General features: G+C 40.6%; 23 protein-coding genes. 7 read left to right on the forward strand and 16 right to left on the reverse strand.

The window, feature by feature from the left end; genetic code table 11:
- Positions 1-53: 53 nt before the first annotated feature.
- From D8862_RS04675 to ruvA, 3 genes are read right to left on the reverse strand one after another with little or no spacing between them, the layout of a single operon-like run.
- On the reverse strand, positions 54-737 hold the full coding sequence (locus D8862_RS04675) for a CPBP family intramembrane glutamic endopeptidase (RefSeq protein ID WP_125448905.1): 684 nt from the start codon (positions 735-737) through the stop codon (positions 54-56).
- Positions 734-1,297: a DNA-3-methyladenine glycosylase I gene (locus tag D8862_RS04680; protein WP_125448907.1), complete on the reverse strand. Its 564-nt coding sequence runs from the start codon at positions 1,295-1,297 to the stop codon at positions 734-736. Before D8862_RS04680 ends, D8862_RS04675 begins: the two co-directional genes overlap by 4 nt.
- A gap of 10 nt (positions 1,298-1,307) precedes the next feature.
- The gene (ruvA, locus tag D8862_RS04685) at positions 1,308-1,901 is read right to left on the reverse strand and encodes a Holliday junction branch migration protein RuvA (RefSeq protein ID WP_061407453.1); all 594 of its coding nucleotides are present in this window, start codon (positions 1,899-1,901) and stop codon (positions 1,308-1,310) included.
- Between the two features lie 158 nt (positions 1,902-2,059).
- Here ruvA and D8862_RS04690 point away from each other — a divergent pair, with 158 nt between their 5' ends.
- Positions 2,060-2,557, forward strand: a complete 498-nt coding sequence (locus D8862_RS04690; RefSeq protein ID WP_125449155.1) for a helix-turn-helix domain-containing protein — start codon at positions 2,060-2,062, stop codon at positions 2,555-2,557.
- Between the two features lie 149 nt (positions 2,558-2,706).
- Here D8862_RS04690 and mutL read toward each other — a convergent pair whose 3' ends face one another.
- Positions 2,707-4,656: a DNA mismatch repair endonuclease MutL gene (mutL, locus tag D8862_RS04695; RefSeq protein ID WP_125448909.1), complete on the reverse strand. Its 1,950-nt coding sequence runs from the start codon at positions 4,654-4,656 to the stop codon at positions 2,707-2,709.
- Between the two features lie 208 nt (positions 4,657-4,864).
- On the opposite strand from mutL, the gene D8862_RS04705 reads away from it, so the two are divergent.
- Together D8862_RS04705 and D8862_RS04710 are read left to right on the forward strand one after the other, a co-directional pair.
- Positions 4,865-5,305, forward strand: coding sequence for a LytTR family DNA-binding domain-containing protein (locus tag D8862_RS04705; RefSeq protein WP_125448914.1), 441 nt, complete (start codon positions 4,865-4,867; stop codon positions 5,303-5,305).
- A complete protein-coding gene (locus D8862_RS04710) occupies positions 5,302-5,760 on the forward strand; it encodes a DUF3021 domain-containing protein (protein WP_125448916.1) in 459 nt (152 codons plus the stop codon). The genes D8862_RS04705 and D8862_RS04710 overlap by 4 nt, the downstream gene beginning before the upstream one ends.
- Before the next feature lie 40 nt (positions 5,761-5,800).
- On the opposite strand, the gene mutS is transcribed toward D8862_RS04710, so the two are convergent.
- Positions 5,801-8,335: a DNA mismatch repair protein MutS gene (gene mutS / locus D8862_RS04715; protein WP_125448918.1), complete on the reverse strand. Its 2,535-nt coding sequence runs from the start codon at positions 8,333-8,335 to the stop codon at positions 5,801-5,803.
- 50 nt (positions 8,336-8,385) lie between these two features.
- Entirely contained in the window at positions 8,386-8,832 is a 447-nt protein-coding gene (gene argR / locus D8862_RS04720) for an arginine repressor (protein WP_061418468.1), read from the reverse strand.
- Between the two features lie 147 nt (positions 8,833-8,979).
- Between argR and argS the strand changes: the two genes are divergently transcribed.
- The 3 genes from argS to D8862_RS04735 all read left to right on the forward strand — a co-directional run bounded on the left by argS (position 8,980) and on the right by D8862_RS04735 (position 12,739).
- Complete coding sequence (argS, locus tag D8862_RS04725; RefSeq protein ID WP_125448920.1) at positions 8,980-10,668, forward strand: arginine--tRNA ligase; 1,689 nt, start codon at positions 8,980-8,982, stop codon at positions 10,666-10,668.
- Positions 10,669-11,035: 367 nt separating this feature from the next.
- The gene (locus tag D8862_RS04730; protein ID WP_000084852.1) at positions 11,036-11,281 is read left to right on the forward strand and encodes a hypothetical protein; all 246 of its coding nucleotides are present in this window, start codon (positions 11,036-11,038) and stop codon (positions 11,279-11,281) included.
- Positions 11,282-11,476: 195 nt separating this feature from the next.
- Positions 11,477-12,739 (forward strand): NRAMP family divalent metal transporter, encoded by a 1,263-nt coding sequence (locus D8862_RS04735; RefSeq protein ID WP_038804663.1) that lies wholly within the window; start codon positions 11,477-11,479, stop codon positions 12,737-12,739.
- Between the two features lie 62 nt (positions 12,740-12,801).
- Here the strand turns inward: D8862_RS04735 and D8862_RS04740 are convergent, their stop codons facing one another.
- The 7 genes from D8862_RS04740 to D8862_RS04770 form a co-directional block, all read right to left on the reverse strand.
- The gene (locus D8862_RS04740; RefSeq protein ID WP_125448922.1) at positions 12,802-14,034 is read right to left on the reverse strand and encodes an MFS transporter; all 1,233 of its coding nucleotides are present in this window, start codon (positions 14,032-14,034) and stop codon (positions 12,802-12,804) included.
- Positions 14,035-14,217: 183 nt separating this feature from the next.
- Positions 14,218-15,087 (reverse strand): helix-turn-helix domain-containing protein, encoded by an 870-nt coding sequence (locus D8862_RS04745; RefSeq protein ID WP_125448924.1) that lies wholly within the window; start codon positions 15,085-15,087, stop codon positions 14,218-14,220.
- An 18-nt stretch (positions 15,088-15,105) separates the two neighbouring features.
- Entirely contained in the window at positions 15,106-15,570 is a 465-nt protein-coding gene (gene nrdI / locus D8862_RS04750; RefSeq protein WP_125448926.1) for a class Ib ribonucleoside-diphosphate reductase assembly flavoprotein NrdI, read from the reverse strand.
- A 77-nt stretch (positions 15,571-15,647) separates the two neighbouring features.
- Positions 15,648-16,187 (reverse strand): ABC transporter permease, encoded by a 540-nt coding sequence (locus D8862_RS04755; RefSeq protein ID WP_125448928.1) that lies wholly within the window; start codon positions 16,185-16,187, stop codon positions 15,648-15,650.
- A 60-nt stretch (positions 16,188-16,247) separates the two neighbouring features.
- Positions 16,248-17,534, reverse strand: coding sequence for a response regulator transcription factor (locus tag D8862_RS04760; RefSeq protein ID WP_125448930.1), 1,287 nt, complete (start codon positions 17,532-17,534; stop codon positions 16,248-16,250).
- A gap of 12 nt (positions 17,535-17,546) precedes the next feature.
- Complete coding sequence (locus D8862_RS04765; RefSeq protein WP_125448933.1) at positions 17,547-19,217, reverse strand: sensor histidine kinase; 1,671 nt, start codon at positions 19,215-19,217, stop codon at positions 17,547-17,549.
- Positions 19,195-19,809 (reverse strand): YesL family protein, encoded by a 615-nt coding sequence (locus tag D8862_RS04770; RefSeq protein WP_125448935.1) that lies wholly within the window; start codon positions 19,807-19,809, stop codon positions 19,195-19,197. Before D8862_RS04770 ends, D8862_RS04765 begins: the two co-directional genes overlap by 23 nt.
- Positions 19,810-19,942: 133 nt before the next feature.
- On the opposite strand from D8862_RS04770, the gene D8862_RS04775 reads away from it, so the two are divergent.
- On the forward strand, positions 19,943-20,512 hold the full coding sequence (locus D8862_RS04775) for an MptD family putative ECF transporter S component (protein WP_125448937.1): 570 nt from the start codon (positions 19,943-19,945) through the stop codon (positions 20,510-20,512).
- Positions 20,513-20,686: 174 nt separating this feature from the next.
- Here D8862_RS04775 and dltD read toward each other — a convergent pair whose 3' ends face one another.
- The 3 genes from dltD to D8862_RS04790 form a co-directional block, all read right to left on the reverse strand.
- Complete coding sequence (gene dltD, locus D8862_RS04780) at positions 20,687-21,859, reverse strand: D-alanyl-lipoteichoic acid biosynthesis protein DltD (RefSeq protein ID WP_125448939.1); 1,173 nt, start codon at positions 21,857-21,859, stop codon at positions 20,687-20,689.
- A 47-nt stretch (positions 21,860-21,906) separates the two neighbouring features.
- Positions 21,907-23,061 carry a D-alanyl-lipoteichoic acid biosynthesis protein DltB gene (gene dltB / locus D8862_RS04785; protein ID WP_125448941.1) on the reverse strand — a complete coding sequence of 385 codons (1,155 nt, stop codon included), beginning with the start codon at positions 23,059-23,061 and terminating at the stop codon, positions 21,907-21,909.
- A 171-nt stretch (positions 23,062-23,232) separates the two neighbouring features.
- Positions 23,233-23,925: a methionine ABC transporter permease gene (locus tag D8862_RS04790; RefSeq protein ID WP_000134267.1), complete on the reverse strand. Its 693-nt coding sequence runs from the start codon at positions 23,923-23,925 to the stop codon at positions 23,233-23,235.

The following is a 23,925-nucleotide window of genomic DNA, read 5'->3' on the forward strand; positions in this document are numbered from 1 at the left end:
CAAAAAGCTGAGATGAGTTTCTCAGCTTTTTCTCTTGTATAACTACTAAAACGTCACATACTACTGATAACTAAAATAATCAAGGAAAGGCTGTTGCCTAACATATGAACAACTAGAGGATAATAAATATTCTCTTTTTCTTTCACATAAATAATAGAAAAGGCAAGGCCTCCACCTAAGTAACCAACTGCACTGACCCACTCTGATAAAGCCAAACTATGCATATGTGCCAAGGCAAAGACAAGTCCTACCAGAATAATGCTTAGTAAACCTGGCAACCGTTTTTGAAAGTGATGCAATAAAAGCTGACGGAAAAAGAGTTCTTCCACAAATGGTCCAATGATGCAGGCAAAAACTGCTATCAGTAGCGGTTGTTCTTGAAAGGTGCTTTGAATATTCGACTGGTTTAGACCTTGTCCGACTAGCCCAAAAAACTGCCTCAACATCTCTGATACAAATTCAAAGACAACCGTCATCAGAATGAGAAAGAGCCAGCCTGTTAAGACGGCAAAGAAGAATTTTCTTTTAGTCTTTCTAATCTCATTCAATTGTTGAATCAATCTATCCTTGAACAAGAAAGAGCCATATAGAGCTAATACTACATAGACTAGATATTTTAGATAATTCGCAATGGCAGATGGCATCGAAGAAGCCAGCAATTTAACGCCATCAAACACAAAGAGAACTGTATAGAGAATCGCAAAAATCAGAATTCCCTTATTTTTGTTAGACATCATTTAATTCCCTTCCATTCACAATCATTCTCATGGTCGTCAACCAGACCAGCAGCTTGTAAAAATGACAAAACCGCGACTGGACCTGTGAATTTGAAACCACGTTTTTTGAGATCCTTGGATATTTTCTCAGACAAAGGTGTTTTAGCAGGTGCCTGACGATAGTCAGGAACATCATTAATAATGGTTTGTCCATTGACAAAAGACCAGAGGTAGGCATCAAAGGAGCCATATGCTGTCTGGACTTGTAAAAAGGCTTGGGCATTGGCACGCGTCGCAAAGAGCTTAGCACGATTTCGGATGATAGCTGGATTGTCTAACAAGGCCTCCAACTCTGCATCCGTCATCTCTGCGACCGCTTGAATTTGATAGTCATGAAAGGCTTCTCGGAAAGCTTGGCGTTTGTTGAGCACCGTTTCCCAAGACAGACCAGCCTGATAAGTCTCCAAACAAAGCAACTCAAAAAGAGCGCGGTCATCATGAAGGGGCTGGCCCCACTCCTCGTCATGATAGGCCACATATAAAGGGTTATTCATTTTTACCCAGCCACAACGTTTCGGCATATATTTTCTCCTATTTCACCAACATCTTGAGGGCTGACTTGATGTAGTTCTCAGCTGTATCCGTCGTTCCTTCAAAGAATTTCTTGATTTTCTTGAGCTCTGTTGCCTTGTATCCCAGTGCCAACATGGCTTCCATAGCTTCTTCCAGTTCTTGATTTTCAGCACTGGCTTGCACTGCGACCTTGGCAGGAAGGTCATCACTAGCCACGACTACCTTGCCTTCCAAGTCCAGCACCATTTGCTGGGCTGTTTTCTTGCCAATTTTAGGGAACTTGGTCAAGTAGGTGATGTTCTTAGTTTCAATCGCCTGAACCAATCCAGCATTGTCATCGGCAGCGATAATGGCAAGAGCTGACACAGGACCAATCCCTGAGACCGAGATCAGACTAAGAAAGAGCTTTTTCTCGTCTTCTGAGCGAAATCCATAAAGTAGATGGGCGTCCTCACGCACGACCTGGTGCACATAAATTTGGGTTTCTTGATTAACCTGACCTGAGTAAGCATAGGGATTGGCTACATGCAAGATATAACCGATACCATTTGCCTCAAGGACGATGTATTTAGCAGTGATTTTAGTAATGATTCCTTTTAAATATTCGTACATAATTTTTCTCCATTATTTTGCCTATCTAGTATACCATATTTCCCCAAGACAGACTGCAACAAAAGGTGCAACCTCTGGTTGACAAATAGTACAGGAGATTGTATTCTCATTATAAGTAAAAATTGTTAGGATAGAGGTAGAAAAAGGAGGATAGAATGATGAAACTCGCAGAAAAACTGTTTGAACTCAGAAAGGAAAAAGGTTGGTCCCAAGAGAAGCTTGCAGAACAAATCGATGTTTCTCGGCAAAGCATCTCCAAATGGGAGTCTGGACAAGTTCTTCCTGAAATCGAAAAAATCATTGAATTAAGCAAGATTTTTCAAGTGACAACTGACTATCTACTACTAGATGAAAACTCTGAAAAAGGTTCCACAGCAGTGATCTTGGAGGAAGACAAGGACAAATACTATAAAGAGGTTAAATCTTTTGGCCTCTGGCAAGTGATTTATATTTTCGTCTCGGCTCTGGCTATCTATCTCTTTTTAGCTGGTTCTAGTTTCCCAGCTGAATTCACCGCCTGGATTTGGCTGACCTTCGTTCTCTTGATTGCTTCAGTGATTGCTATCAACAAGGCTCTCAAAACCAAACAACGTTATCTTGATAAAGTGATTGGTCTTGAGAATCCTTCAAACCAAGACGACTCTGCGAAACCTTGAGTCAATTGATTCATATTTCTCATTACTTTTATAGGACTGGTCTTGTCAAGCAAGTGTAAACCTCATGACAAGTTGCCATGTCCAATCAAGGTACCACCTTAGAAAAGCTAAAAAGCCTTGTTTGTAAAAAACAAAGGCTTTTTGTGTTCTTAATATTTCCCTAACTCACGGAGACTAGTATGATTTTCCTGAATACGTCGGAACATCTTTTCCATATCTGACTTAGTGAAATGCACCAAAACAGGACGTCCATGGGGACAGTTATAGGGATTGTCACACTGAGAAAGCTGATAAAGGAGTTGTCTGGCTGAATGGTCATCGATACGATGGTTGGCCTTGATAGACCGCTTGCAGGACATCATGATAGCCAGCTCTGCTCGGTATTTCTTGATCGAAACTTCCTTGGTCAAGAGTAGCATGTCGCACATTTCATAGATACCAGACTCGATTTCTTCCTCTGCCATCCAAATTGGATGTTCACGTAGGATAAATTGATTTTCTCCGTACTCTGCTAGAAAGACGCCCACTTCCTCCAAAAGAGTCATTCTTTCCTTGAGACGCAGGGCATCATCCGCTGGAAATTCAAAGACGTAGGGCACTAGGAGTTGCTGCTGGCTCGGGTCAACATTGCCGATGCTTTCACGGTATTCCTCGTACTTAACCCGTTCCTGAGCCGCGTGCTGGTCTATGATGTAGAGCCCATCTCGCCCTTGGGCAAAAAGATAGGTCCCATGCATCTGCCCGAAAAATTCCAATTCTGGGAAGCTGGATGCTTCTTCTCTCTCCAGCTTATCATAGGCCTTATCGAGACTAGCGAAATCTAACTCTGGATGGTCTAGTTGGTCGTAGTTAACAGGCTTTCTCTCTGCAAAATGCAGTTTTGCTGGTCTAGTCAGCTGGTCCAAGGTTTCCTTGGCAAACAAGGTTAAATCTTTCCCTTCCTCAGTTAATTCAACCTGATGATCAGCCACCTCAGCTTGACTGGGTCTTGTAGGCCCAGTTTTCTCATAATAGAGCGTATTTTCTTTGAGTGGGAGAATGGTCTGCTCTACCTTTTGACGATTACGCACGGTCGACTTGGCAAGATTTTCTAAAGCATCAGGAATCAAGGCTTGCTCTTTGAGACTGTTAGAAATAGCTTCTGAAACCAGCGCCATCAGTTCTTTTTCCTTGGAAATCCGCACTTCTTGTTTGGTTGGATGGACATTGACATCAGCCAGATAAGGATCGATATGGATGTGAATAACAGCCAGTGGAAAACGCCCCACCATGAGCTTGCTTCCGTAACCATCAAGAATAGCACGATTGAGCAAGAAGTTCTTGATATAACGGCCATTGATGAAGAGGCTGATATAGTTGCGGTTGGCTCGGGTTAACTCAGGCAGAGACACAAAACCTGTAATTTCAAAATCTAGATCCGAATTCTCAATGGCAATCATCTTCTTAGCACTCGCCAAACCATAAATGCCTGCAATAGCTTGACGTAGTTGACCAGTTCCAGCTGTTCGTGTCATTTCCTTGCCATCACTGATTAAACTAAAAGAAATCTCAGGGTGAGCCAATCCCAGACGGTTGACAATATCAATGATATGAGACAACTCCGCCTGCTGGCTCTTCATATACTTGAGGCGGGCAGGCGTGTTGAAAAAGAGGTCCTCCACACAAACCTTGGTTCCCACTGGACTAGTCGCTGGGATGACTTCCTCAACTTCACCCCCACGCGCAACGAGCTTGGTCCCATGACTCGCACCATCCACCGCCGTCAACAGAGTCAAGACACTGACAGAAGCGATAGAAGGCAGGGCTTCACCACGAAAACCAAGCGTCCGAATCCGAAAGAGGTCTGCTTGATTTTTTATCTTACTGGTCGCATGACGACGCAGGGCCAACTCCACCTCATCATGGGCAATTCCATGGCCATTATCGGTGATTTGAATTTTCTTGAGACCAGCTTCCTCAATCTCAATGATAATCTGGCTAGAGCCCGCGTCAATGGCATTTTCTACCAACTCTTTGACCACACTGGCAGGACGTTCAATGACCTCTCCTGCTGCGATTTGGTTTGCCAGCACCTCTGGCAATTCAATAATATGAGACATCTTTCAGCCCCTTTCTGTATTTGTTTTCCTAGAAATTGATTAGTGCTATTATACCATATTTCAGATACTATCAGAAAAAGCAAATACCACATAGACTCCAAATCCCGCCGCATAGACAAAAGCTCTTGCCATGGGCCCTAAAATAGTGTTTAATAAGGGTGTACAAGAAGTGATCACAACTTTGTATGAAAAACAAGGAGAGAAGTTTATGAAAGTAGAACTACAGATTAGTGAGACTTATAAGGAGGAAAAGCTGATTGTCCAAGCTCCTCAGCCGACCGAAAAAGTCCAGAAAGTCATCGAGTTCGCTGAAAATCTTGACCAAAAAGAAACAATCAAAGGAAAGATTGATGATCAGGTCTATCTAGTTGAAATTGGCAAGATTCAGCGCTTCTATATCGAGAATCGGAAGGTTCTAGCGGAAACTGCTTCTCAGACCTACACCATTGATTTGCGACTTTATCAAGTGCTTGAAATTCTACCGACCACTTTTATCCAAATTTCCCAATCAGAAATCGTTAATATTGACGCTATCTCTCATCTCAAGCTAACCCCCAACGGCCTGGTCGAAATCTGTCTTAAAAACGAAAGCTTCACCTACTCTTCACGCCGTTACCTAAAAACCATCAAGGAGAAATTAGAACTATGAAAAAACAAGTATTTCACGATGCAGCCGCTGGTGTTCTTATCGGCCTCATCCTCTCTATCATCTTTTCACTCATGTACGCCCCAAATACCTATGCGCCAATGAGTTCCGATTCTCTAATCGGCCAAGTGATGCTTCAACATCAGGTTCACGGTGCCCTCGTCTTGCTCTACTGCACACTTATCTGGGCAGCTATCGGCGTTCTCTTTAGCTTTGGCAAGCAATTATTCAGCCGTGACTGGAGCATGCTTCGTGCGACGCTTTCCCATTTTTTCCTCATGCTGGCTGGCTTTGTTCCACTAGCAACTCTGGCAGGTTGGTTCCCCTTCCACTGGATCTTCTATCTCCAGCTCATTCCAGAGTTTGCGATTGTCTACCTCATCATCTGGACTATCCTCTATAAAAGAGAAGCTAAAAAAGTGGACCACATCAATCAACTTTTGGCCCATAAAAAGTAATAGAGAAAAACCCACTCACAAAAATGTGAGTGGGCTCTTTTTATAACTTTTGTTTGAACTCGACTAATACATTCATAGCCTGCATTGGTGTCATATTGTACACATCCAGCTGAGCTAATTCGGCTAGGATAGGATGTTCTTCAGGTGTATCAAAGAGAGAAATCTGTTCAGTGACGGCGCTAGTTTGCCTCATCGGAGCTGGACTTTCTTGCCCCTGACTCTCCAGTTGCGTTAAAATCTTATCCGCTCTTGCTAAAAGTTCTGCTGGTAAGCCAGCAATCTTAGCAACATGGATACCGTAGGATTTGTCAGCTGGTCCTGGTTCGATCTTGTGAAGGAAGGTGACCTGTCCATCCTGCTCCAAGGTTGCCACGTGGACATTGACTAAGTGTTCCAAACTGGACTCCAGACTGGTCAACTCATGGTAGTGGGTCGCAAAGAGGGTCTTGGCTCCGATATGTTCATGAATATATTCGATGATGGACTGGGCAAGAGCCATTCCATCATAAGTCGCAGTTCCTCGTCCTAACTCATCAAAGAGAATCAAGGAATCCTTAGTCGCATGCGAAATGGCATTGTTGGCCTCCATCATCTCCACCATGAAGGTTGATTGACCTGAAACCAAGTCATCTGCTGCTCCGATACGGGTAAAGATGGCATCAAAAATCGGTAAGTAGGCGCTCTCAGCAGGAACATAGGAACCCAGCTGGGCCATAACCGCCGTCATGGCTAGTTGGCGCATGTAGGTAGACTTCCCGCTCATATTGGGCCCTGTAATCAGTTGAATGCTGGTATCTTCTGACATCTGAATAGTATTTGGAATATAGGTCTGCGCTCCCATGACCTTTTCGACGACAGCATGACGCCCTTTCTGGATAGCGATTTGTGAATCCTCTCCAAACTCAGGTCGAATCAAATGCTGGGTTTCAGCCACCACTGCTAGACTTTGCAAGACATCAACCGTGGCAATTCCTTGGGCTAAAGCCTGCAAACGCTGGATGTACTTGCTGACTTCCTCACGAATACGCATGAAAATTTCGTACTCTAGGTTGGCTGACTTCTCACGCGCCTCCAACATATCCCCCTCGATACGGGCTAATTCCTCAGTACCAAAGCGTTCTGAGTTTTTCAGCGTCGCCTTACGGAAAAAGTGAGCAGGCACATTTCCCAGTTGCGAATTGGTCACATGGAAGTAGTAGCCATCCTTTTTATTGTAGTCAATCTTGAGCGTGCTGATGCCAGAGTTTTCTCTCTCTTTTGCCTCAATTTCAGCAATCCAGCTAGTCCCTTCTCTGAGCACACGGCGGTATTTATCCAAGGTCTCATCGAATCCCGTACGGATAATGCCCCCATCTGTAATCACATGAGGGGCTTCAGGAGCAATCGCTGCGCTAATCAAACTCTCCAACTCAGGAATGGCATCCAGCTGTGCGATGAGATAAGCGAGAGCGGGTTGCTCCATTCCCTCTAAAATCGCTCGAATCCGTGGCACACTGGATAAGGTAGTCGCCAACTGCAAGAGGTCCTTGGGATTGGTCTTGCCAAAAGAAACCCGACTAGCCAAGCGTTCGATATCATAAACACCTTTGAGACTGTCCGTTAAATCGCTACGCTCAAAGAAGTGGTCAAGAAAGACCTGCACCACCTCTTGACGCTGGACGATTCGATCCTTATCAATCAAGGGACGATGGATCCAAGAACGCAAGAGACGCATACCCATAGCTGTTTTGGTTTCATCCAAAAGCCAGAAAAGACTGCCTTGCTTCTTACCTGAACGAGCATTTTCTACCAAATCCAGACTAGCCTTGGTCGCATAGTCCATCTGTAAGAAATCTTTGATTTCATAGCGAATAACTGGTTTAAGATGATTCAATTCCCGCATCTGGGTACGGTGGACATACTGGAGCAGCTTACTAGCTGCCGCTTGCTCCACAGCTGCCAAACGTGAATCCAGTAAATGAATATCCTCAAAGCCTTCCTTCTCATAAGAAAGTACCAGATTCATCTGACGACTGAGGATTTGTTCTTCTTCCTCAGACAAGTCATAACCCAGTACCACTTCACGAGCCTTGAGGTTACGGATTTCCCCACAAACCAGCGTAAAATCCAATAGACCCGTCACATAAAAGTCACCTGTCACCAGATCCATATAGGCTAGGCCAAATTGATTGCCATCACGATCTATGGCAACCAAGAAATTGTTCTGACTATCAGACTTACTGCTATCGACTACTGTACCAGGTGTGATGACCTGAACCACCTCTCGCTTAACAACCCCAACTGCTTGTTTGGGATCTTCCATCTGCTCGGCAATGGCCACCTTATAGCCCTGCTCAATCAAAACATCAATATACTGCTGGGCAGAATGATAGGGGACGCCCGCCATGGGTATCGGATTTTCTGCATTTTTATTACGACTGGTCAGTGAAATCTCTAAAATCTGCGCCGCATTGACCGCATCTTCATAAAACAGCTCATAAAAATCACCCATCCGAAAGAGCAAAAAAGCATCTGGATATTGCTTTTTTATATCCACATACTGCTGCATACCAGGTGATAGTTTTTCTGTCGTCATATTGGCTCTCTCCTTGTTAAAAATAAGGCTTGGGAACAAGTCCCAAAACCCTATTCATCCTTCATCAAATCTAGCAAACGCTCTTCCATGAGTTTGGCAACATGCTGGTCTCGACAAATAACCAGTAAGGTATTGGCTCCCGCAACTGTTCCTAAAATCGCCTCGTCCTTATTTTCATCAACAATATTTGCTAAGACAGCTGCTTCTCCCAGCTTGGTATGAAGTACCAAAGTAAACTCTGCTCTCGCAACCCCTTCTAGGTGATGCGACAAAAACTCTACCAAATCAATCTTTTCTGTTTCATTCGCTAGCACATAATACACCATACCATTTTTCTTAACCTTGATCAAGCCGATCTCGCGCAGGTCGCGCGACAAGGTCGTTTGCGTCACAAAGACATTCCGAACTTCTAGGCGATCTTGGATATCCTTTTGTGTAGCTAGTTTTTCCTCAGTGATCATCTTTTTAATCAACTGGTGCCGTTCTTTTTTTCTCATATCAACCTCTTACATGAATATTTATAACCGATTTCGGGTTTATTTTTAGATATAATTATACCAAAAAAACTGAATAATTCAAAAAAATCTTTCTTCTTTCACTAAATTTATGATAAAATAGAATAAAAGTCCAAAAGGAGCCTACCTATGAGTACAAAAAAACTGATTGCTAGTGAATTGGCTAGCGTCATCGATAGCCTAGATCAAGAGGCTATTTTCAATTTACTAGAACAACCTAAAAACTCTGACATGGGAGATATCGCTTTTCCTGCTTTCTCACTTGCAAAAGTCGAACGCAAGGCACCGCAAATGATTGCTGCTGAAATCGCTGAAAAAATCAACAGCCAAGCCTTTGAAAAAGTTGTTGCAACTGGTCCTTACGTCAACTTCTTCCTTGATAAATCTGCTATTTCTGGAGCAGTTATCAAAGAGATCATCGAAAAAGGATCTGACTACGCTCAACAAACGGAAGGCAAAGAGCAAAATATCACGATTGACCTATCAAGTCCAAATATCGCAAAACCCTTCTCAGTAGGTCACTTACGTTCAACAGTTATCGGAGATGCTCTTTCTAATATCTTTAAGAAAATGGGCTACAACACTATTAAAATCAACCACCTTGGAGACTGGGGTAAACAGTTTGGTCTTCTCATGGTTGCCTATAAAAAATGGGGAAGTAAGGAAGCCGTAGAAGCTAATCCGATTGACGAATTGTTGAAATTGTACGTTCGCATCAATGCTGAAATCGAAAATGACCCAGCTCTTGATGATGAAGGACGTCTCTGGTTTAAAAAATTGGAAGATGGCGATCCAGAAGCAACTCAACTTTGGCAATGGTTCCGTGATGAAAGTTTGGTTGAGTTCAACCGCATTTACAAACTGTTAAACGTTGAATTTGACAGCTTAAACGGGGAGGCCTTCTATAATGACAAGATGGACGAAGCCGTGCAAATCCTTGAAGAAAAAGGTTTGCTAGAAGAATCACGCGGAGCTAGCATTGTTAACCTCGATGATGTTGAACTTCCACCTGCTATGATTAAGAAATCTGACGGTGCAACCCTCTACATCACACGTGATATTGCGACAGCTATCTACCGTGCACGTACTTACAATTTTGTTAAAAATATCTACGCAGTTGGTCAAGAACAATCCAACCACTTTAAACAGTTGAAAGCTGTATTGAAAAAGATGGGATTTGACTGGAGCGATGATATGATTCACGTGGACTTCGGTCTTGTAACCAAAAATCGCCAAAAGCTCTCTACTCGTAAGGGAAATATCATCCTGCTCGAACCTACCCTTCAGGAAGCTATCAGCCGTGCCAAAGCACAAATCGAAGCGAAAAATCCTGACCTCGAAAACAAGGATCAAATCGCCCAAGCTGTTGGGGTTGGAGCTGTCAAATTCTACGATCTGAAGACTGACCGTCGAAATGGTTATGACTTTGATTTGGAAGCAATGGTTTCCTTTGAAGGTGAGACTGGTCCATATATCCAATACGCTTACGCACGTATTCAGTCTCTACTTAGAAAAGCAGACTTCCAACCAAATGCTCAAGCAAATTACAGTCTAAATGATGCTGAAAGCTGGGAAATCATCAAACTTCTCCAAGACTTTGCCCGTGTCATCAAACGCGCATCTGTCAACTATGATCCATCGCTCATTGCCAAGTATGCAATCAGCTTGGCTCAAGCCTTCAATAAATACTATGCCCACACTCGTATCCTGGATGAAAGTCCAGAGCGTGACAGCCGTCTAGCCCTCAGCTACGCAACAGCTGTTGTTCTCAAAGAAGCCCTTCGTTTGCTTGGAGTAGAAGCACCAGAGAAGATGTAAATCGCCAAAGTTACTTGATTGCAAAGCAATCTAAGTAACTAACACCAAATCCTATAAGGGATTTGGCTAGGCGCTTCACTAGTTCACCAAACCAAATAAAATCGATTTGGTTTGGTTCATGTCGTAATCTTTAAATCACTTAATTGCAAAGCAATCTAAGTAACTAACGCCAAATCCTATTCGGTCTTTGAGTTGGTGCTTTACTAGTCTTCATTAAAAATTGGACGGACGTTTCGGTTAAAGGTCCAGACCGTCTGACTTAATCTATCATATACCTGTTCTGTTCGTCTAGTGACTTAGTTGAAAAGCGAAAATTTCTTTCGCTTTTCTTATGCCTTCAATTTTTTATCAAATCAGGAGAGATTTTATGAGCCAGTACGCTTATATCTTAGTTCTTATCAGTCTTGTCGTTCTTTTTCTCATCAATAAATACGAAAAAGAAAAACTTCAACAACTCCTTCAGGAACAGCTTCTGAAAGACGAAGCTTTCAAAACAGACATACGCGAAAGGATCCAAACAACGGAAAATATCAATGATGTCATAGCCTACATCAATAAAGGGTATCGTTTGGGACTCCTGCTTTCTAAGGAAATCACTGAGCAACTGAAATAAGAGAATCCGAGAAGCTTTCTTCTCGGATTTTTTACTCTCATCAATACCATTTCCTTGTGATAATCATATCTTTCATATGATTTTTCTGAAATTTTCTAAATTTTTCAAAAATTCTCTTGCATTTTTCATAAGTTTCTTGTAGAATAGTAGCTACCTATTCAGATTATTCTGAAAATTCAAAAACAGGAGGTTTTTATGTCACAAGTTACTTCATCACACCAATCTACTTGGACAAGCAAGCTGAAAGCAATGGGACCCGGGATCCTAATGGCTTCCGCTGCAGTCGGAGGTTCTCACATCGTATCCTCCACTCAAGCCGGTGGTTCTTATGGATGGTCTCTGCTTCTCTTGGTCATCTTAGCCAATGTTTTTAAATATCCATTTTTCCGTTTTGGTGCTGAATACACAGCAGATACTGGAAAGACCTTGGTTGAAGGCTATGCAGAAAAGGGAAAACTCTATCTCTGGATTTTCTTTATCCTCAATGTCTTTTCTGCCTTGGTCAATACTGCCGGTGTTGCCATCCTTTGCTCAGCTATCATTGCTAGCGCCTTTCCAATGATTGGTCTTAGTATCACTCAATGGTCTCTTATCCTTGTTGCTGTCATTTGGGCCATGCTACTCTTTGGTGGCTACAAACTATTGGATGGTATGGCCAAATGGATCATGTCTGCCTTGACTATTGCAACTGTTCTTGCCGTCATCATTGCTGCCGTTAAGCACCCAGAATACAGCTCGGATTTTATCGAGAAAACACCTTGGCAAATGGCAGCCCTCCCCTTTATCGTTTCCCTTCTAGGCTGGATGCCTGCTCCTATTGAAATTTCAGCCATTAACTCACTTTGGTCAGCCGAAAAGAAAAAGACCGTCAACTTTAATACAGAGGATGCTCTTTTCGACTTTAACGTTGGCTACATTGGAACAGCTATCCTAGCTGTATTCTTTGTGGCACTAGGAGCACTCATTCAGTATCCTACAGGTCAAGCAGTTGAAGCTGCTTCTGCCAAATACATCTCGCAATTTGTGGGCATGTATGCCTCTGTCCTTGGCGAATGGTCTCGATATTTGATTACCTTCATCGCTTTCCTCTGTATCTTTGGGACAGTGATTACTGTCATCGATGGCTATTCACGTGTCAATCAGGCCTCCCTTCAACTCTTGGCAAATCAAAAAGAGGATAATCGTAAATCTTTGAACATCTGGATGACCATCACAGCTATCATTGGTATCGTCATCATCAAGTTCTTTGCCGGTCAAGTTTCAACCATGCTCCGCTTTGCCATGATTGGATCTTTTCTTACAACACCATTCTTTGCCCTTTTGAACTATGTGTTGGTCACAGGTGAAAATAAAAATCTTCCTTCTTGGTTGAAACTCCTCGCCATTGCAGGATTGATCTTCCTCTTTGGATTTGCCATCTTCTTTATCTATGCACTTGCCATCGGAAAAGCAGGTTAGTTCACAAAGCAGCACCCTCGTCTGGGTGCTTTTTTCTGCATCTTAAAAATGGTCTCTGTAGTTTACTCATTTCTATTGTTCCCCAATGATAAAATCAGACCTATCACACTACCAGCTACAAATACCCACCAGCAAATCCTGATATCTTGTAGGGCTAGAAAGGAAAATAGAGACATTCCCAAAGGTAATGTCAAGGAAAAAATCATACTCAAGAAATTATTACTTCTAGCCAATACGTCTGAACTCAAATTAGACAGTAACAGAGTATCTAATTTAGGCATTGATTTCGACATAAGATACATAACAAAGGCTAAGCAAATAATACCGACTAGAGGGGGAAAACCTAAAATATTGGCAATAGCAAGTAATACAAATAAGAGAGCATTAAGGGATAACAAATTTGAGAAAGATAATTTCCCAAAATAATCATTAGGGGTTAAACTGCCAATAATAGCTCCCCCTAAGCTGACACCTTCAATCAAAAAAAGAGCTTGGGCATAACTGAGATGATAGATAGCATGGTCTAATAAANAAAAATGATAAATACCGCCAATAGCACCTCCTAAAGTGTTCATAATTAGAATAACAAGTACAATTTTGAATAAGGATTTACTTTCCTTTTTTCTAAATACATAGTCCATATCTGCATAGATTGTTTTCATTTGTTGGACTAAATTAATTGGTTGAGTCTCCACAGTTATAGGCAAATGTGTCAGTTCTTTTCTATTTTTTAACAAAATCAGAGAAGATAGCAGAAAGAAACCTGAGTTCACAATTGCAACTAAAGAAAAATTTTGTTGACTTGTAGTGAGTATCCACACCCCCAGAGCTTGACCTCCTAGATTTGATAAATAAGATACAAATTGAGTAAAGGAATAGGCTTCATAGAGTTTATCTTCTGAAATATTATACTGAATAATCGGCATACGTAGTCCCGCTGTATAATCTGATAAGACATCTGAACATATATTCATTAAACAAATAAAGGCAAAAGTGAAAAAATTAGAATCACGAATTACTATTGCAATCAAGAGAAATAAAATACTTTGCAAGCATCCAACCCAAATAATCATCCTTGCTTTGTTTTGAGTCTGATCAGCCTTAATTCCCACATAAAAAGTAAATAAGAATGGTAAAATCGTAATCATATTTGCCACAAATACAGCTAGACTTTTAAATGGCAAACTAGCAGCATAGACGATAAACACCAAATTATAAATGTATGCTCCACTTGAACTTAAAAACCTTGATAAAGTAAGTATTCTAAATAGATGATGTTTTAAAAATAGTTTCATAACAGATCTCTCCTATATTTCAAAGAATTTTCTATTGAAGCCAGTATAACAAAAAAAGTGGGAGTCCCCACTTTTTTGTAATATATTTTTCTTCAAAATTGATAAAATATCTTCTAGAAACTATTAAATATGCAACATTAATAATCGAATTTATTTTTTGTCAGCTAATACCATAAGAATATATTACAACTCCTTGCATGAAAATTGATTTAAAAAATAGTTTTCATAGTATGTCGCACCATCTACGTATTCTAAATCCTTCAAAATCTCAATACCTCTCTTAATTATTACAACCCCCTTATCCGATAATGTAAAAATAGTATCGTAATAACCTTTGGCAATCATATAAATAATTTTAAGATAGGCTTCTTGCTCTGGCAAATCTCGCTTTTCAATCTGAAAGATGAAATAATCTGCCTTTAACTTGTCTTTCTCCTCTATCGCTTTAAATAGTCCATTAATTAAAATCGTATCAATACTAACTTTATTATCTGGTAAAGAACCTAATAAATCTGTTTTTTGCAGCATCTCCCTAGCATATTTAAAATAGAGAGGAAGAGGAAACAAGGTAGAAATGGTTGAAAATAATTCTAATTCGTAATTTCCCCAAATATCAATAGTAAAAAAATAGTCATAAAGAAAGTCCAACTCTTCATCAGTTGCTGTTGCTTCTAAATCAAAAAATACAAGAACACTTTTGATACGAATCATTTGTAAAAGATAGCTTTTTTCAGCACTTGAGGCATACTTTTTAGATGTCCTTTCGTACAATGCTTGAAGAGAACCAAGACCTTCTTTTTCATATGTGTTCCAAAGATTTTCTGTAAAGGTCAAAGTCTTTTTCTGAGTAAAACCACGTACCAAATACATAAATTCATTCAAATCAGAATAAATATGATCTAAAGCAGTAATTAATTTCACAGATGATAAATCAGCCTCCCCTCGTTCAAATTTGCTCAACATGGAATAAGTAAACTCTCCTCCCGTCGCCTCTTGTAAGGATATATTCCGACTCTTTCGTAACTCTTTAAAAATCTCTCCCATATTTTGCATATTGCCCCCTCACACTTCTTAACCATCCAATCCATATAAGTCCGCGATAATCGCTGCGACCTTTTTAATATCTCCCAGCATTCCTCTCATTTCAAAGTCAGCCAATACAGGGAAACCAAAGCGCTGGCTGTACTGCTTGGCAGTCAGACAGTATTGGTTATTAAAATTGCGATTACCAGAGCCCACTACACCAAAACACTTACTGGCATTGTCTCCATAGGCGATAAAATCACCCACTGGAGTCGTTAAAATCTCAACATCGCCGTTATCGACACCATTTCCACCTTCCAGATAGGTCGGCAAGAAAGCGACATAGGGATGCTCCATTTCAAAGAATTCTTGGCCTTCCTTGACCAAATCCTTGATATGGATTTTTTGGACCTCAATTTCTTCGTACTGAGACAAGAGATAGTCCTTGAGTCGGGTTACAAAACTCTCTGTATTCCCACTCAGACTAATATACACTAGGGATATTTTTTTCATGTTGACCTCGATTTTTATGTTTACGATATAAAAAGAACTAACAAGATTGTAACTTGATAGTTCCCTTTTGTCAATACTTAGGCAGCTTCTTCTGCTTCAACTTCCTCAGCCAAATCTTTTTGTTGACGCCACATCTTGTAAAAGACAATGACAAGGAAGAGGACATTGATAACAACAAATAAAATCGTTGTTCCCTTTCCAAGGACTTCTGTTCCTAGTCGCAAAGTTTCATCACGGATAGCTTGTACAGCATCTTGCATACCCATATAAGTATAAATCGAACCAACAATGGCAAGCAAAACATAAGCAATGTAAGCATAATTTGCATATTGCAAATGATTACGAACCAAGAGCACAATACCTGCGACTACTAAAATCGCAGATAAAATAATCAAAACGATGTTAACAGTCGAATGCGATAATTCAGCTGTCTTATGTAGATAATTAATCGTATCCTCCAGCTGCTGAGCGCTAATGCCTTGTACTTGTGCTTGTGCTTGACTGGCACCTAGTGCTTCTTTACTAGGTACTGGACTTAGTATTCCAAACAAAGACATAGCTGAAATCAATGCTGATAGGACTAATAAAACCCAAAGATAAATAGGTTTCTTTTTCATAATTTTTCCTCCTTAAGGTATTTTGAACATTATAGCATTTTTTGCACGTAAATTCAAGCTTTATAGGGAAATTTCGACTTGTTTCCGATAAGCTTTTGGCGATTTTCCGCACAATTTACGGAATACCTTATAAAAATATCCGACATTACTATAACCAACAGCATAGCAAATATCTTCAATGCTATCACTGGTTGAGAGCAAGAGTTGCTGCGCTGCCTTAATTCGCTGTTTATTGAGCAATTCCGCAAAGGTTGAGTTGGTTTCCCTCTTGATCAGCTGACCGAGATAGACAGGATTGATAAAGAGATCCTTGCTAATATCCTTAAGTGAGAGTTCTTTCTGATAATCACGCCCAATCACCTCCAGAACGCTCACCACATTTTCATTCATGCGGTACTGGCCAAAGAACTTGGTCAAGGTTTCTTTGATATAGGCAACCAATTCTTCAAAGGTGTTAATGGCATGGATGGCTTTGACAATCTCAGTCATATCATCCGCTTTTAGGTGTTCAAACAAATGAAAGACATCCATGACAAACTGGGTGAAGAGCTGCTTCGTGATGGCCACGCGCGGAGTATTCTCTAAGACAACCTTCTCCAGCAGGGTCAATTCTTCGATAATTTGATTGATATTTCCTTGGATAATCACGCGATAAATCGGCTCGTAATAAGCAAATAGACTCTCAGATTTTTCTAGATTGACAGAACCATAAAAGAGAGCTTTTTCAGCGTTGATCTTCCATTTTTCAAAGAACGGCTGGTAGGGTTCTTCAAATGGTGTCACAACGATTCCATCTAGTGGCCGATCAGAGATAAAAATCTGCCAGTCTTGACCTAAAACATAGTAAGGAATAGTGAAAGAACCTTGTTTTTCCTTGGAAAGGCCTATCCACCAGTTGTCTTTACCTGCTAAGAAGTTGACAAAGCCTTCTTCATCCAATTCTTGGCTGAGAGTCTGGCTTTGCTCCACCTTTTCCTGAAGTTGGCTCGCAATTTTTTCTAATAAATGACTCAACTCCACCTTATCCACTGGCTTCACCAGATAATCCACGACACTGAGGTTCATTGCTTTCTTGACATAGTCAAACTCCTGATAGCCAGACAGCAAGATATAATAGGCATCTGGGAGAATCTCCTTCATCTCCTTGATCATCTCAAGCCCTGTCTTATCTGGCATGTTGACATCCGAAATGACCACATCAACTGGATTTTCCTTGACGTAGTCCAATGCATCATCTGCGTGATTAGCTGTTGCGACGACTTGCATATCCCATTTTTCAAAGGGGATTAATCGCTTGAGACCCTCTGTCACCATGTACTCATCGTCTACTAATAAAACTTTATACATTTCCCTTCCTTTCTATTCATTTTGAATAGTAATACGGTAACGAACACCTTCTTGTTCAGCAGACTCTACACTGATTTGGTAGCGATCTCCAAAATAGAGGACAAAGCGTTCGTGTACATTGATTATTCCAATTGATTGTCGCTCTCCGCTATAGCTTGCCTCGTGCTCAAAACTTCTCTGAGTTAGTTTTTCTTGCAAGGCAGCTAATTTTTCGGCAGGCATTCCACGACCATTATCGACTACCAGGATCTCAACAAATCCCTCACCCTTCAAGACCTTGATGCTGATTACATTGTCTGTTCGACGGTGGTCAATACCGTGAGCAAAGTAGTTTTCTACCAATGGTTGGAGTGTAAACTTGGGAATCTTCATATTTTCTAATTCTGGCTCGATCTTAAAGCCATAGGCAACTGACTTTGGATAACGCACCATACAGAGATAGCTGTATTTGCGACAAAATTCTAATTCTTGTTTCAGCGTCGTTTCCCGCTCGTTGGAGATATTATTGCGTAGTAAACTGCTAAATTCATAGATAATATCCGCCAGTTCATCTTGGCTTTCCATGACGGCATACATGCGCAGAAACTCTAAGGTATTGTACATGAAGTGAGGATTGATTTGAGCTTGCAGGGCTCGCATATTGGCATCTTTTTGACTGAGCTCTAGCTGGTAAATATCGTGGATATTCTTTTCCAGTCGATCCAACATATCATTGGTGGTTTCTGCGATGAGGAGCAATTCCTGATCTTTTTCAGAAGTATCGATGCGAAGTCCCTCTTCTCCTTGAGCAATAACCTCGATAGAATCTACTAGGTCTACGACCTGCCTTTGGTAATTGGAGAAGGTCTGCCTCAAGGTCACATATAAAATAATGATAAAGAGAACACTTAGTCCAATAATGACAGCAGAGCTGGTCAAAGTGCCCTTAAGGACAAAATCCTTAGGAACTGCTGATTGGACTTGATAGCCATGTGATGTCAAACCAACAATCCAATTTTCCCGTTCAGCTACTACATTTTCCCCTATATGAAACAATTCAGTATCAAAAGGGGAAGTGATCGTCACGGCCACGGGAATCAGACCGCGAGTATTATCAATTGCTTGGTAAAGTACATCCTGCGATAAAGAAATGTAGATAACACCTAGAGACTGATCGGAGTTAGGATCAAGTACTGGTATGGCAAAACTATTGGCTGCTGGTTTGAAATCCTCAGCAAGAACTTTCTCCCCGCTACGTTTCTCTCTAGTAGAAACGAAGACTTCCTTGTAGTCTTGCAAAACAATTGCAACACCTGTCACAAAGTCATTTCTTACATACAAATCATCAATCTTTTCATACAAGGATACTGAGACATAGGGAGACGCTTTACGTTGCAACAGCCAGTAAAAATAATCCGATGTACTCAGACTAAAATACTTGTAGATCCCTTCAATCCGTGCTCGATTTTCAACCAGTTCCTGTGCTAGCTGAGTCGACTCTCTGTGGTAATATTCAATCTCACTCACTGTCCGAGTCGTCACACGTTGAGCTACTCGTTGAGCTTCTTTTTCACGAGAACTCCAGTCAGCATAGGAGAGCATGACCGCAAAGCTTGCAATGATGACAATCATCACCAAGGTATAGATGCGCAAGAGCGAGTGGAGCCAGAACGGCTTCATTTTATTTTGTCGCCAATTTTTCATGGATACTTTCATATACGGGTTCCAACATATCACTGATAAAGAAATGCCACACACCAATTCCTACGAAAAAGAGGAGGGCAGGCATATAGTAACCAATTCCTACAAGCATGACCGTACCAAATAAAACCTTGGCAATTGCCGGTAAATTCATAAAAATCCCGATAAGAGCGAGTTTTACAGTATTTCGATAAGAGAGCTCATAGTGAACTTGGAGTTTCAATGAAACGGTATAAGCCAAAAAAACAAAGGCAACAACAAGGATATTGAGAAAGGTTGCCAAGAGATGGAAGATAGTCTGATGGGGCAATTGAACCAAAAGGTACAAACCATAGACTAAGACTAAATCTACAAGTACAAAACTATAGAAAGCTAGGTTACTCTTGACAAAGTTACTCTTATACAATTCCCAAGCTTCTTTCAAACTATAAGCCCGATAAGTATAACCGTTCTCCGCATATAAACTCATAAGAGTTGCACTAGCTGGTGCCAAACCAAAGACTACACCTCCTGCTAGTGTCAATAACCAGAAAAAAGCCGTCGCAATCATTCCTAAAAAGAAACGATTAAAGACGAATTCTAGAAACTTTCCCATAATATCCTCCTTAAAACAACTATGTGACTATTATATCATATTTCAAACGTTTTCAAAAACATAGAGCACCCATTTACAATCCTCTAAAAGCGTGATACAATTGATTTTGACAGTTTTATATAAGGAGATTCTCATGAAGAAAAATATCTTAACTACCCTCTTAGCCGTCGTTCTCTACTTCCTCTGTCTAGGAATTGGAGTAGTACTTGGACACTTGGTAGACTCAACGGGCAATATGTTCTACGCGCCTGCCTTTTCTGCCCTTGTTGGAGGGAGCGTCTACATGTTTCTTCTGGTAAAAGTTCCTCGTTTTGGAGCGATTACCACTCTCGGACTCTTTATGGCTCTCTTCTTTCTAGCTAGTAAACACGGTGCTGGCGCTTTTCTACCAGGACTCGCCTGTGGTCTTGCAGCAGATGCTATCGCTCGCCTCGGCAACTATAAAGATCGAATCAAAAACACCCTCTCCTTCCTCGTCTTTGCTTTTAGCACAAGTGGTCCTATCTTCCTCATGTGGATCAGTCCCAAAGCTTATGAAGCAACTCTACTCGCTCGTGGAAAATCCCAAGAATACATTGACCGTATCATGGTCGCTCCAGAGTTAGACAAAATCCTTCTCTTTGTCGCAAGTATTCTCCTTGGTGCCTTGATTGGTGCCTTGATTGGGCAGTTTCTAAGTCAAAAAATAGCCGATAAAATGTAAGGTAAAAGCCCTGAAGACTAGTAACACCTAGCTCCAGGGCCTTTTTGTATACAATCTTAAAATTCACTGTAGATAAATTCTTGAATATTCGAAAAATCGGTCACAAAACAGTAAATCACGATACTTAAGATAACCGTATAGAAAAATAGTGTCCACAAGATTAAACGATGTGTGTTAGTTAGCTTGGTTTGCAAATTTGTAAAGTTCTTTTTCAACTTCCATCCATCCTTTCACTCCAACGTGCATCACGTCAAATAAAAAGTAATCATCATACTCTCTGTTTCCATAGTTTAGCACCGTTGCACCATGGCTTTTTGCGACATCTTCTATTTTTTTATAAGTTTTTTCCCGCATCTCTCTTGAGACACCTGTGTAGTCGTTCCATTTCCCGTTTACTGGGAAAATGATGACCTCAACTTCGATTCCCAATTCTTTAGCAACTGTCAAGAAAAGTTCCATATCTGAATACTCCGGTGACTCTAAGTAGCTCAAATCTTTGTTAGAATCTTTCAGCGATGCATAGCGATCTTTCAAGTAAGTATTGTAGTAGTTATTATCCACCGCATAGTCATTGTTGTCTGTTTTCTTTTTGACCTCTTCCACAAACTGATCCGTCATCTTCTGCCAATCATAGTCTGGGGTTTTGTCTCCTAGCGAAGGATAATCTGATTTGGCATGTTTTTGATAAAAAGTCTGTTTGAGCTTAAAGGAATAAATCGCCTTATCTAACTCTAATAGTTTTTTATCAACAATAGTTCCTTTTCCATCTATGAAATAACTTTTATATTTTTTGTAGATGTCATTTTGTTGCTTGTTCCCCTTGGTAATCTCGATAATGCGATTGATTATTTTTTCTTTCGTTTCCTTACTAATCTTGTCATTATCTAGCATATGGAAAATATGTTCCTGAGAAGCCTTGTTCAAAAAGGCATCTTGATGGGTCCCATCCTTTTCAAACCACTGAACAGACTCGACAATGGCCACTTTTCGCTTGGTCATAGATCCTTCAATAGAGCCCAAGGTCGTAGCCTGAATGATGTTTTGAGAATAACTGGTCCCAATCTGCATGATATTAAAATCGTTGTAGTTAAAAATTTTATTTGGATGATAGTCTTCATTTATCGTCGCAACCAACTCTGAAGAACCCATTAGAACCAGTGTATTGGGGGTGATATTGCTTGTTAAAATATCTCTACTTTTATACTTTTCATACGAGGTGCTATAACGAATACTGTTATCCTTGACTTTATAATAATCATCAATCTTCTTGACATAGGTCACATTTAAAAGGGCAAGCGTCGCAATTACGAGCACAAGCGATAGTAAAAATGCTTTTAATTTAATCATCTCGTTTTATTCTATCCCTTCGATCTAGCCGATTTCTTTTCAATCTCTTATCTCTTTAAAATTGTCAGTAAGATTTTATAGGGTTCACCTGAAAAGATAAAGAAACCAATCATAACCAAATTCATGGTCACAAACCAACTTAATAGCTTATACCAGTTTTTGTTTTTATTTTTCTTATAAAAATTGCTTTTCTTTTGATACACTTCAAATCCAGCCATCAAGACACCATGGTAAAAACCATAGACAATGTAACTAACACTAAGACCATGCCAAAAACCCATGACCAACATATTGACCATATAGGCATAGGTTGCATTGTGTAGCCTATTTTTAAACCATTTTTTCCTGATAACCTGCATCAATACTCTTGAAAATACAAAATCTCTCAACCAGGTTGACAAGGTGATATGCCATCTAGTCCAGAAATCCTTGATATCGACACTCAAGAAAGGTTTGTTAAAGTTCATCGGTGTCTGAATACCTAGAATGTTACTACTTCCAACAGCCATTAGACTATAGCCTGCAAAGTCAAAGAACAGATACAAGGTATAGAGATACATATACTTGATTGAGTAGACGACTGTGCCAGTATTATTTAGAGTGAGTAACATCTGGTAAACATAGGTTGATAAAACAACCTTGTAAAGAAGGCCTAGAACGATACGATATACACCGTCCCCTGCTAACTCTAGATACTCTTTTCGAGGCATGACCTCGTTTATCTCTTTTAAAAATCTCCTACTCCGATCAATCGGACCAGCACTAACTGTTGGGAAAAAGAGCAAAAACTGTAAGTAGTCTTTTACACTGATTTTTTCTTTGATCAAGCCATCCGATATTTCTAGCATGATCTGAATGGTCTTAAAGGACATATAAGAAATTCCAATAAAGGCCAACAAATGCAGAGAAGTCAAGGCAAAGACCTTATTGATTACTAAAGGAAGAATGGAGAGGAAAACCAGTGATTTCAGCCTCTTTGCTTCTATCCTCTGTGCTAGAAAAACCAGAAAATATTGATAAACAACAAAGGCAAGCAAATAGACCATCATCGCTCGGCTCTTGCCATAAATAGCTCCTGCAAATAAGAGGGAGAGCACCAAAATATAGTAGTCCTTACGTTTTTCAAAAAAGTTTACTACAAAACCAATTAATAAAACTACAAACAAGAGAAGGAAGAAATCATTCCCCTCAAAATAATTCATATCAACCGAACTCCTTTTTCATTTTCTCATCTCGCTTCAAGGTTTATCTTTCTAGTTTTTTCCTACCCTATCACTAGAGAGAATTAGCTTTATCTATTATACCATAATTTAAAAACTTTAAATGCCCCTGTTGGCAGCTTCCTAGAACAAAAAAGAGCCCTTCGGCTCTTTTTATTTATGACTTAATTTCTTAGTCAAGAAATCTCCCAAGAACTGGATCGTAAAGATAATCAAGATGATAATGATGGTTGCTAGAACTGTCACATCGTGATTGAAACGGTTAAAGCCATAAGCGATGGCTACGTTACCAATACCACCAGCTCCGACCGCACCAGCCATAGCTGTTTCACCGACTAGTGAAATCAAGGTCACAGTCGTCACACGAATCAAATCTGGAAGACCTTCCGATAGATAAACCCCCACGATATCCCAGAAAGTCGCTCCACTAGCCTGCGCCGCTTCAATGACACCGCCATCTAGCTCAGCCAAGACGACCTGCACCTGACGGGCAAAGAAGGCAAAGACTGCAAAAGAAAGTGGCACAAGAGCTGCATTTGGACCAATACTAGTCTTCACAATCAAGTGAGAAAGTGGTGACAAGATAGCCAAAAGGATGATAAAGGGAACCGCACGGAAAATAGAGGTAATCTTGTCTAAAATCCAGAAAACGACCTTGTTCTCCAAGACACCGCCTGGCGCTGTCAAGACGAGGAAGAGACCTGCCACCAGCCCCAGGAACCCTCCGATGATGAAGGAAAGAACTGTCATATAAAGAGTTAGGTAGATGGCTGTTCCCCAGCCTGCTTGACCAGCCCAGCCCATTTTATAGACATTTGGTAAGTAAGTTTGAATAAACTCTGTCAT

It is taken from the genome of Streptococcus oralis, from assembly GCF_003942585.1.
GTDB classification, from domain to species: domain Bacteria; phylum Bacillota; class Bacilli; order Lactobacillales; family Streptococcaceae; genus Streptococcus; species Streptococcus oralis_BE.

What these genes read in the sequence shown, in the direction of transcription:
- D8862_RS04675 (WP_125448905.1), bottom strand. Translation starts at nt 737, where the DNA reads ATGATGTCTAACAAAAATAAGGGAATTCTGATTTTTGCGATTCTCTAT.
- D8862_RS04680 (WP_125448907.1), bottom strand. Translation starts at nt 1,297, where the DNA reads ATGCCGAAACGTTGTGGCTGGGTAAAAATGAATAACCCTTTATATGTG.
- ruvA (WP_061407453.1), bottom strand. Translation starts at nt 1,901, where the DNA reads ATGTACGAATATTTAAAAGGAATCATTACTAAAATCACTGCTAAATAC.
- D8862_RS04690 (WP_125449155.1), top strand. Translation starts at nt 2,060, where the DNA reads ATGAAACTCGCAGAAAAACTGTTTGAACTCAGAAAGGAAAAAGGTTGG.
- mutL (WP_125448909.1), bottom strand. Translation starts at nt 4,656, where the DNA reads ATGTCTCATATTATTGAATTGCCAGAGGTGCTGGCAAACCAAATCGCA.
- D8862_RS04705 (WP_125448914.1), top strand. Translation starts at nt 4,865, where the DNA reads ATGAAAGTAGAACTACAGATTAGTGAGACTTATAAGGAGGAAAAGCTG.
- D8862_RS04710 (WP_125448916.1), top strand. Translation starts at nt 5,302, where the DNA reads ATGAAAAAACAAGTATTTCACGATGCAGCCGCTGGTGTTCTTATCGGC.
- mutS (WP_125448918.1), bottom strand. Translation starts at nt 8,335, where the DNA reads ATGACGACAGAAAAACTATCACCTGGTATGCAGCAGTATGTGGATATA.
- argR (WP_061418468.1), bottom strand. Translation starts at nt 8,832, where the DNA reads ATGAGAAAAAAAGAACGGCACCAGTTGATTAAAAAGATGATCACTGAG.
- argS (WP_125448920.1), top strand. Translation starts at nt 8,980, where the DNA reads ATGAGTACAAAAAAACTGATTGCTAGTGAATTGGCTAGCGTCATCGAT.
- D8862_RS04730 (WP_000084852.1), top strand. Translation starts at nt 11,036, where the DNA reads ATGAGCCAGTACGCTTATATCTTAGTTCTTATCAGTCTTGTCGTTCTT.
- D8862_RS04735 (WP_038804663.1), top strand. Translation starts at nt 11,477, where the DNA reads ATGTCACAAGTTACTTCATCACACCAATCTACTTGGACAAGCAAGCTG.
- D8862_RS04745 (WP_125448924.1), bottom strand. Translation starts at nt 15,087, where the DNA reads ATGCAAAATATGGGAGAGATTTTTAAAGAGTTACGAAAGAGTCGGAAT.
- nrdI (WP_125448926.1), bottom strand. Translation starts at nt 15,570, where the DNA reads ATGAAAAAAATATCCCTAGTGTATATTAGTCTGAGTGGGAATACAGAG.
- D8862_RS04755 (WP_125448928.1), bottom strand. Translation starts at nt 16,187, where the DNA reads ATGAAAAAGAAACCTATTTATCTTTGGGTTTTATTAGTCCTATCAGCA.
- D8862_RS04760 (WP_125448930.1), bottom strand. Translation starts at nt 17,534, where the DNA reads ATGTATAAAGTTTTATTAGTAGACGATGAGTACATGGTGACAGAGGGT.
- D8862_RS04765 (WP_125448933.1), bottom strand. Translation starts at nt 19,217, where the DNA reads ATGAAAAATTGGCGACAAAATAAAATGAAGCCGTTCTGGCTCCACTCG.
- D8862_RS04770 (WP_125448935.1), bottom strand. Translation starts at nt 19,809, where the DNA reads ATGGGAAAGTTTCTAGAATTCGTCTTTAATCGTTTCTTTTTAGGAATG.
- D8862_RS04775 (WP_125448937.1), top strand. Translation starts at nt 19,943, where the DNA reads ATGAAGAAAAATATCTTAACTACCCTCTTAGCCGTCGTTCTCTACTTC.
- dltD (WP_125448939.1), bottom strand. Translation starts at nt 21,859, where the DNA reads ATGATTAAATTAAAAGCATTTTTACTATCGCTTGTGCTCGTAATTGCG.
- dltB (WP_125448941.1), bottom strand. Translation starts at nt 23,061, where the DNA reads ATGAATTATTTTGAGGGGAATGATTTCTTCCTTCTCTTGTTTGTAGTT.
- D8862_RS04790 (WP_000134267.1), bottom strand. Translation starts at nt 23,925, where the DNA reads ATGACAGAGTTTATTCAAACTTACTTACCAAATGTCTATAAAATGGGC.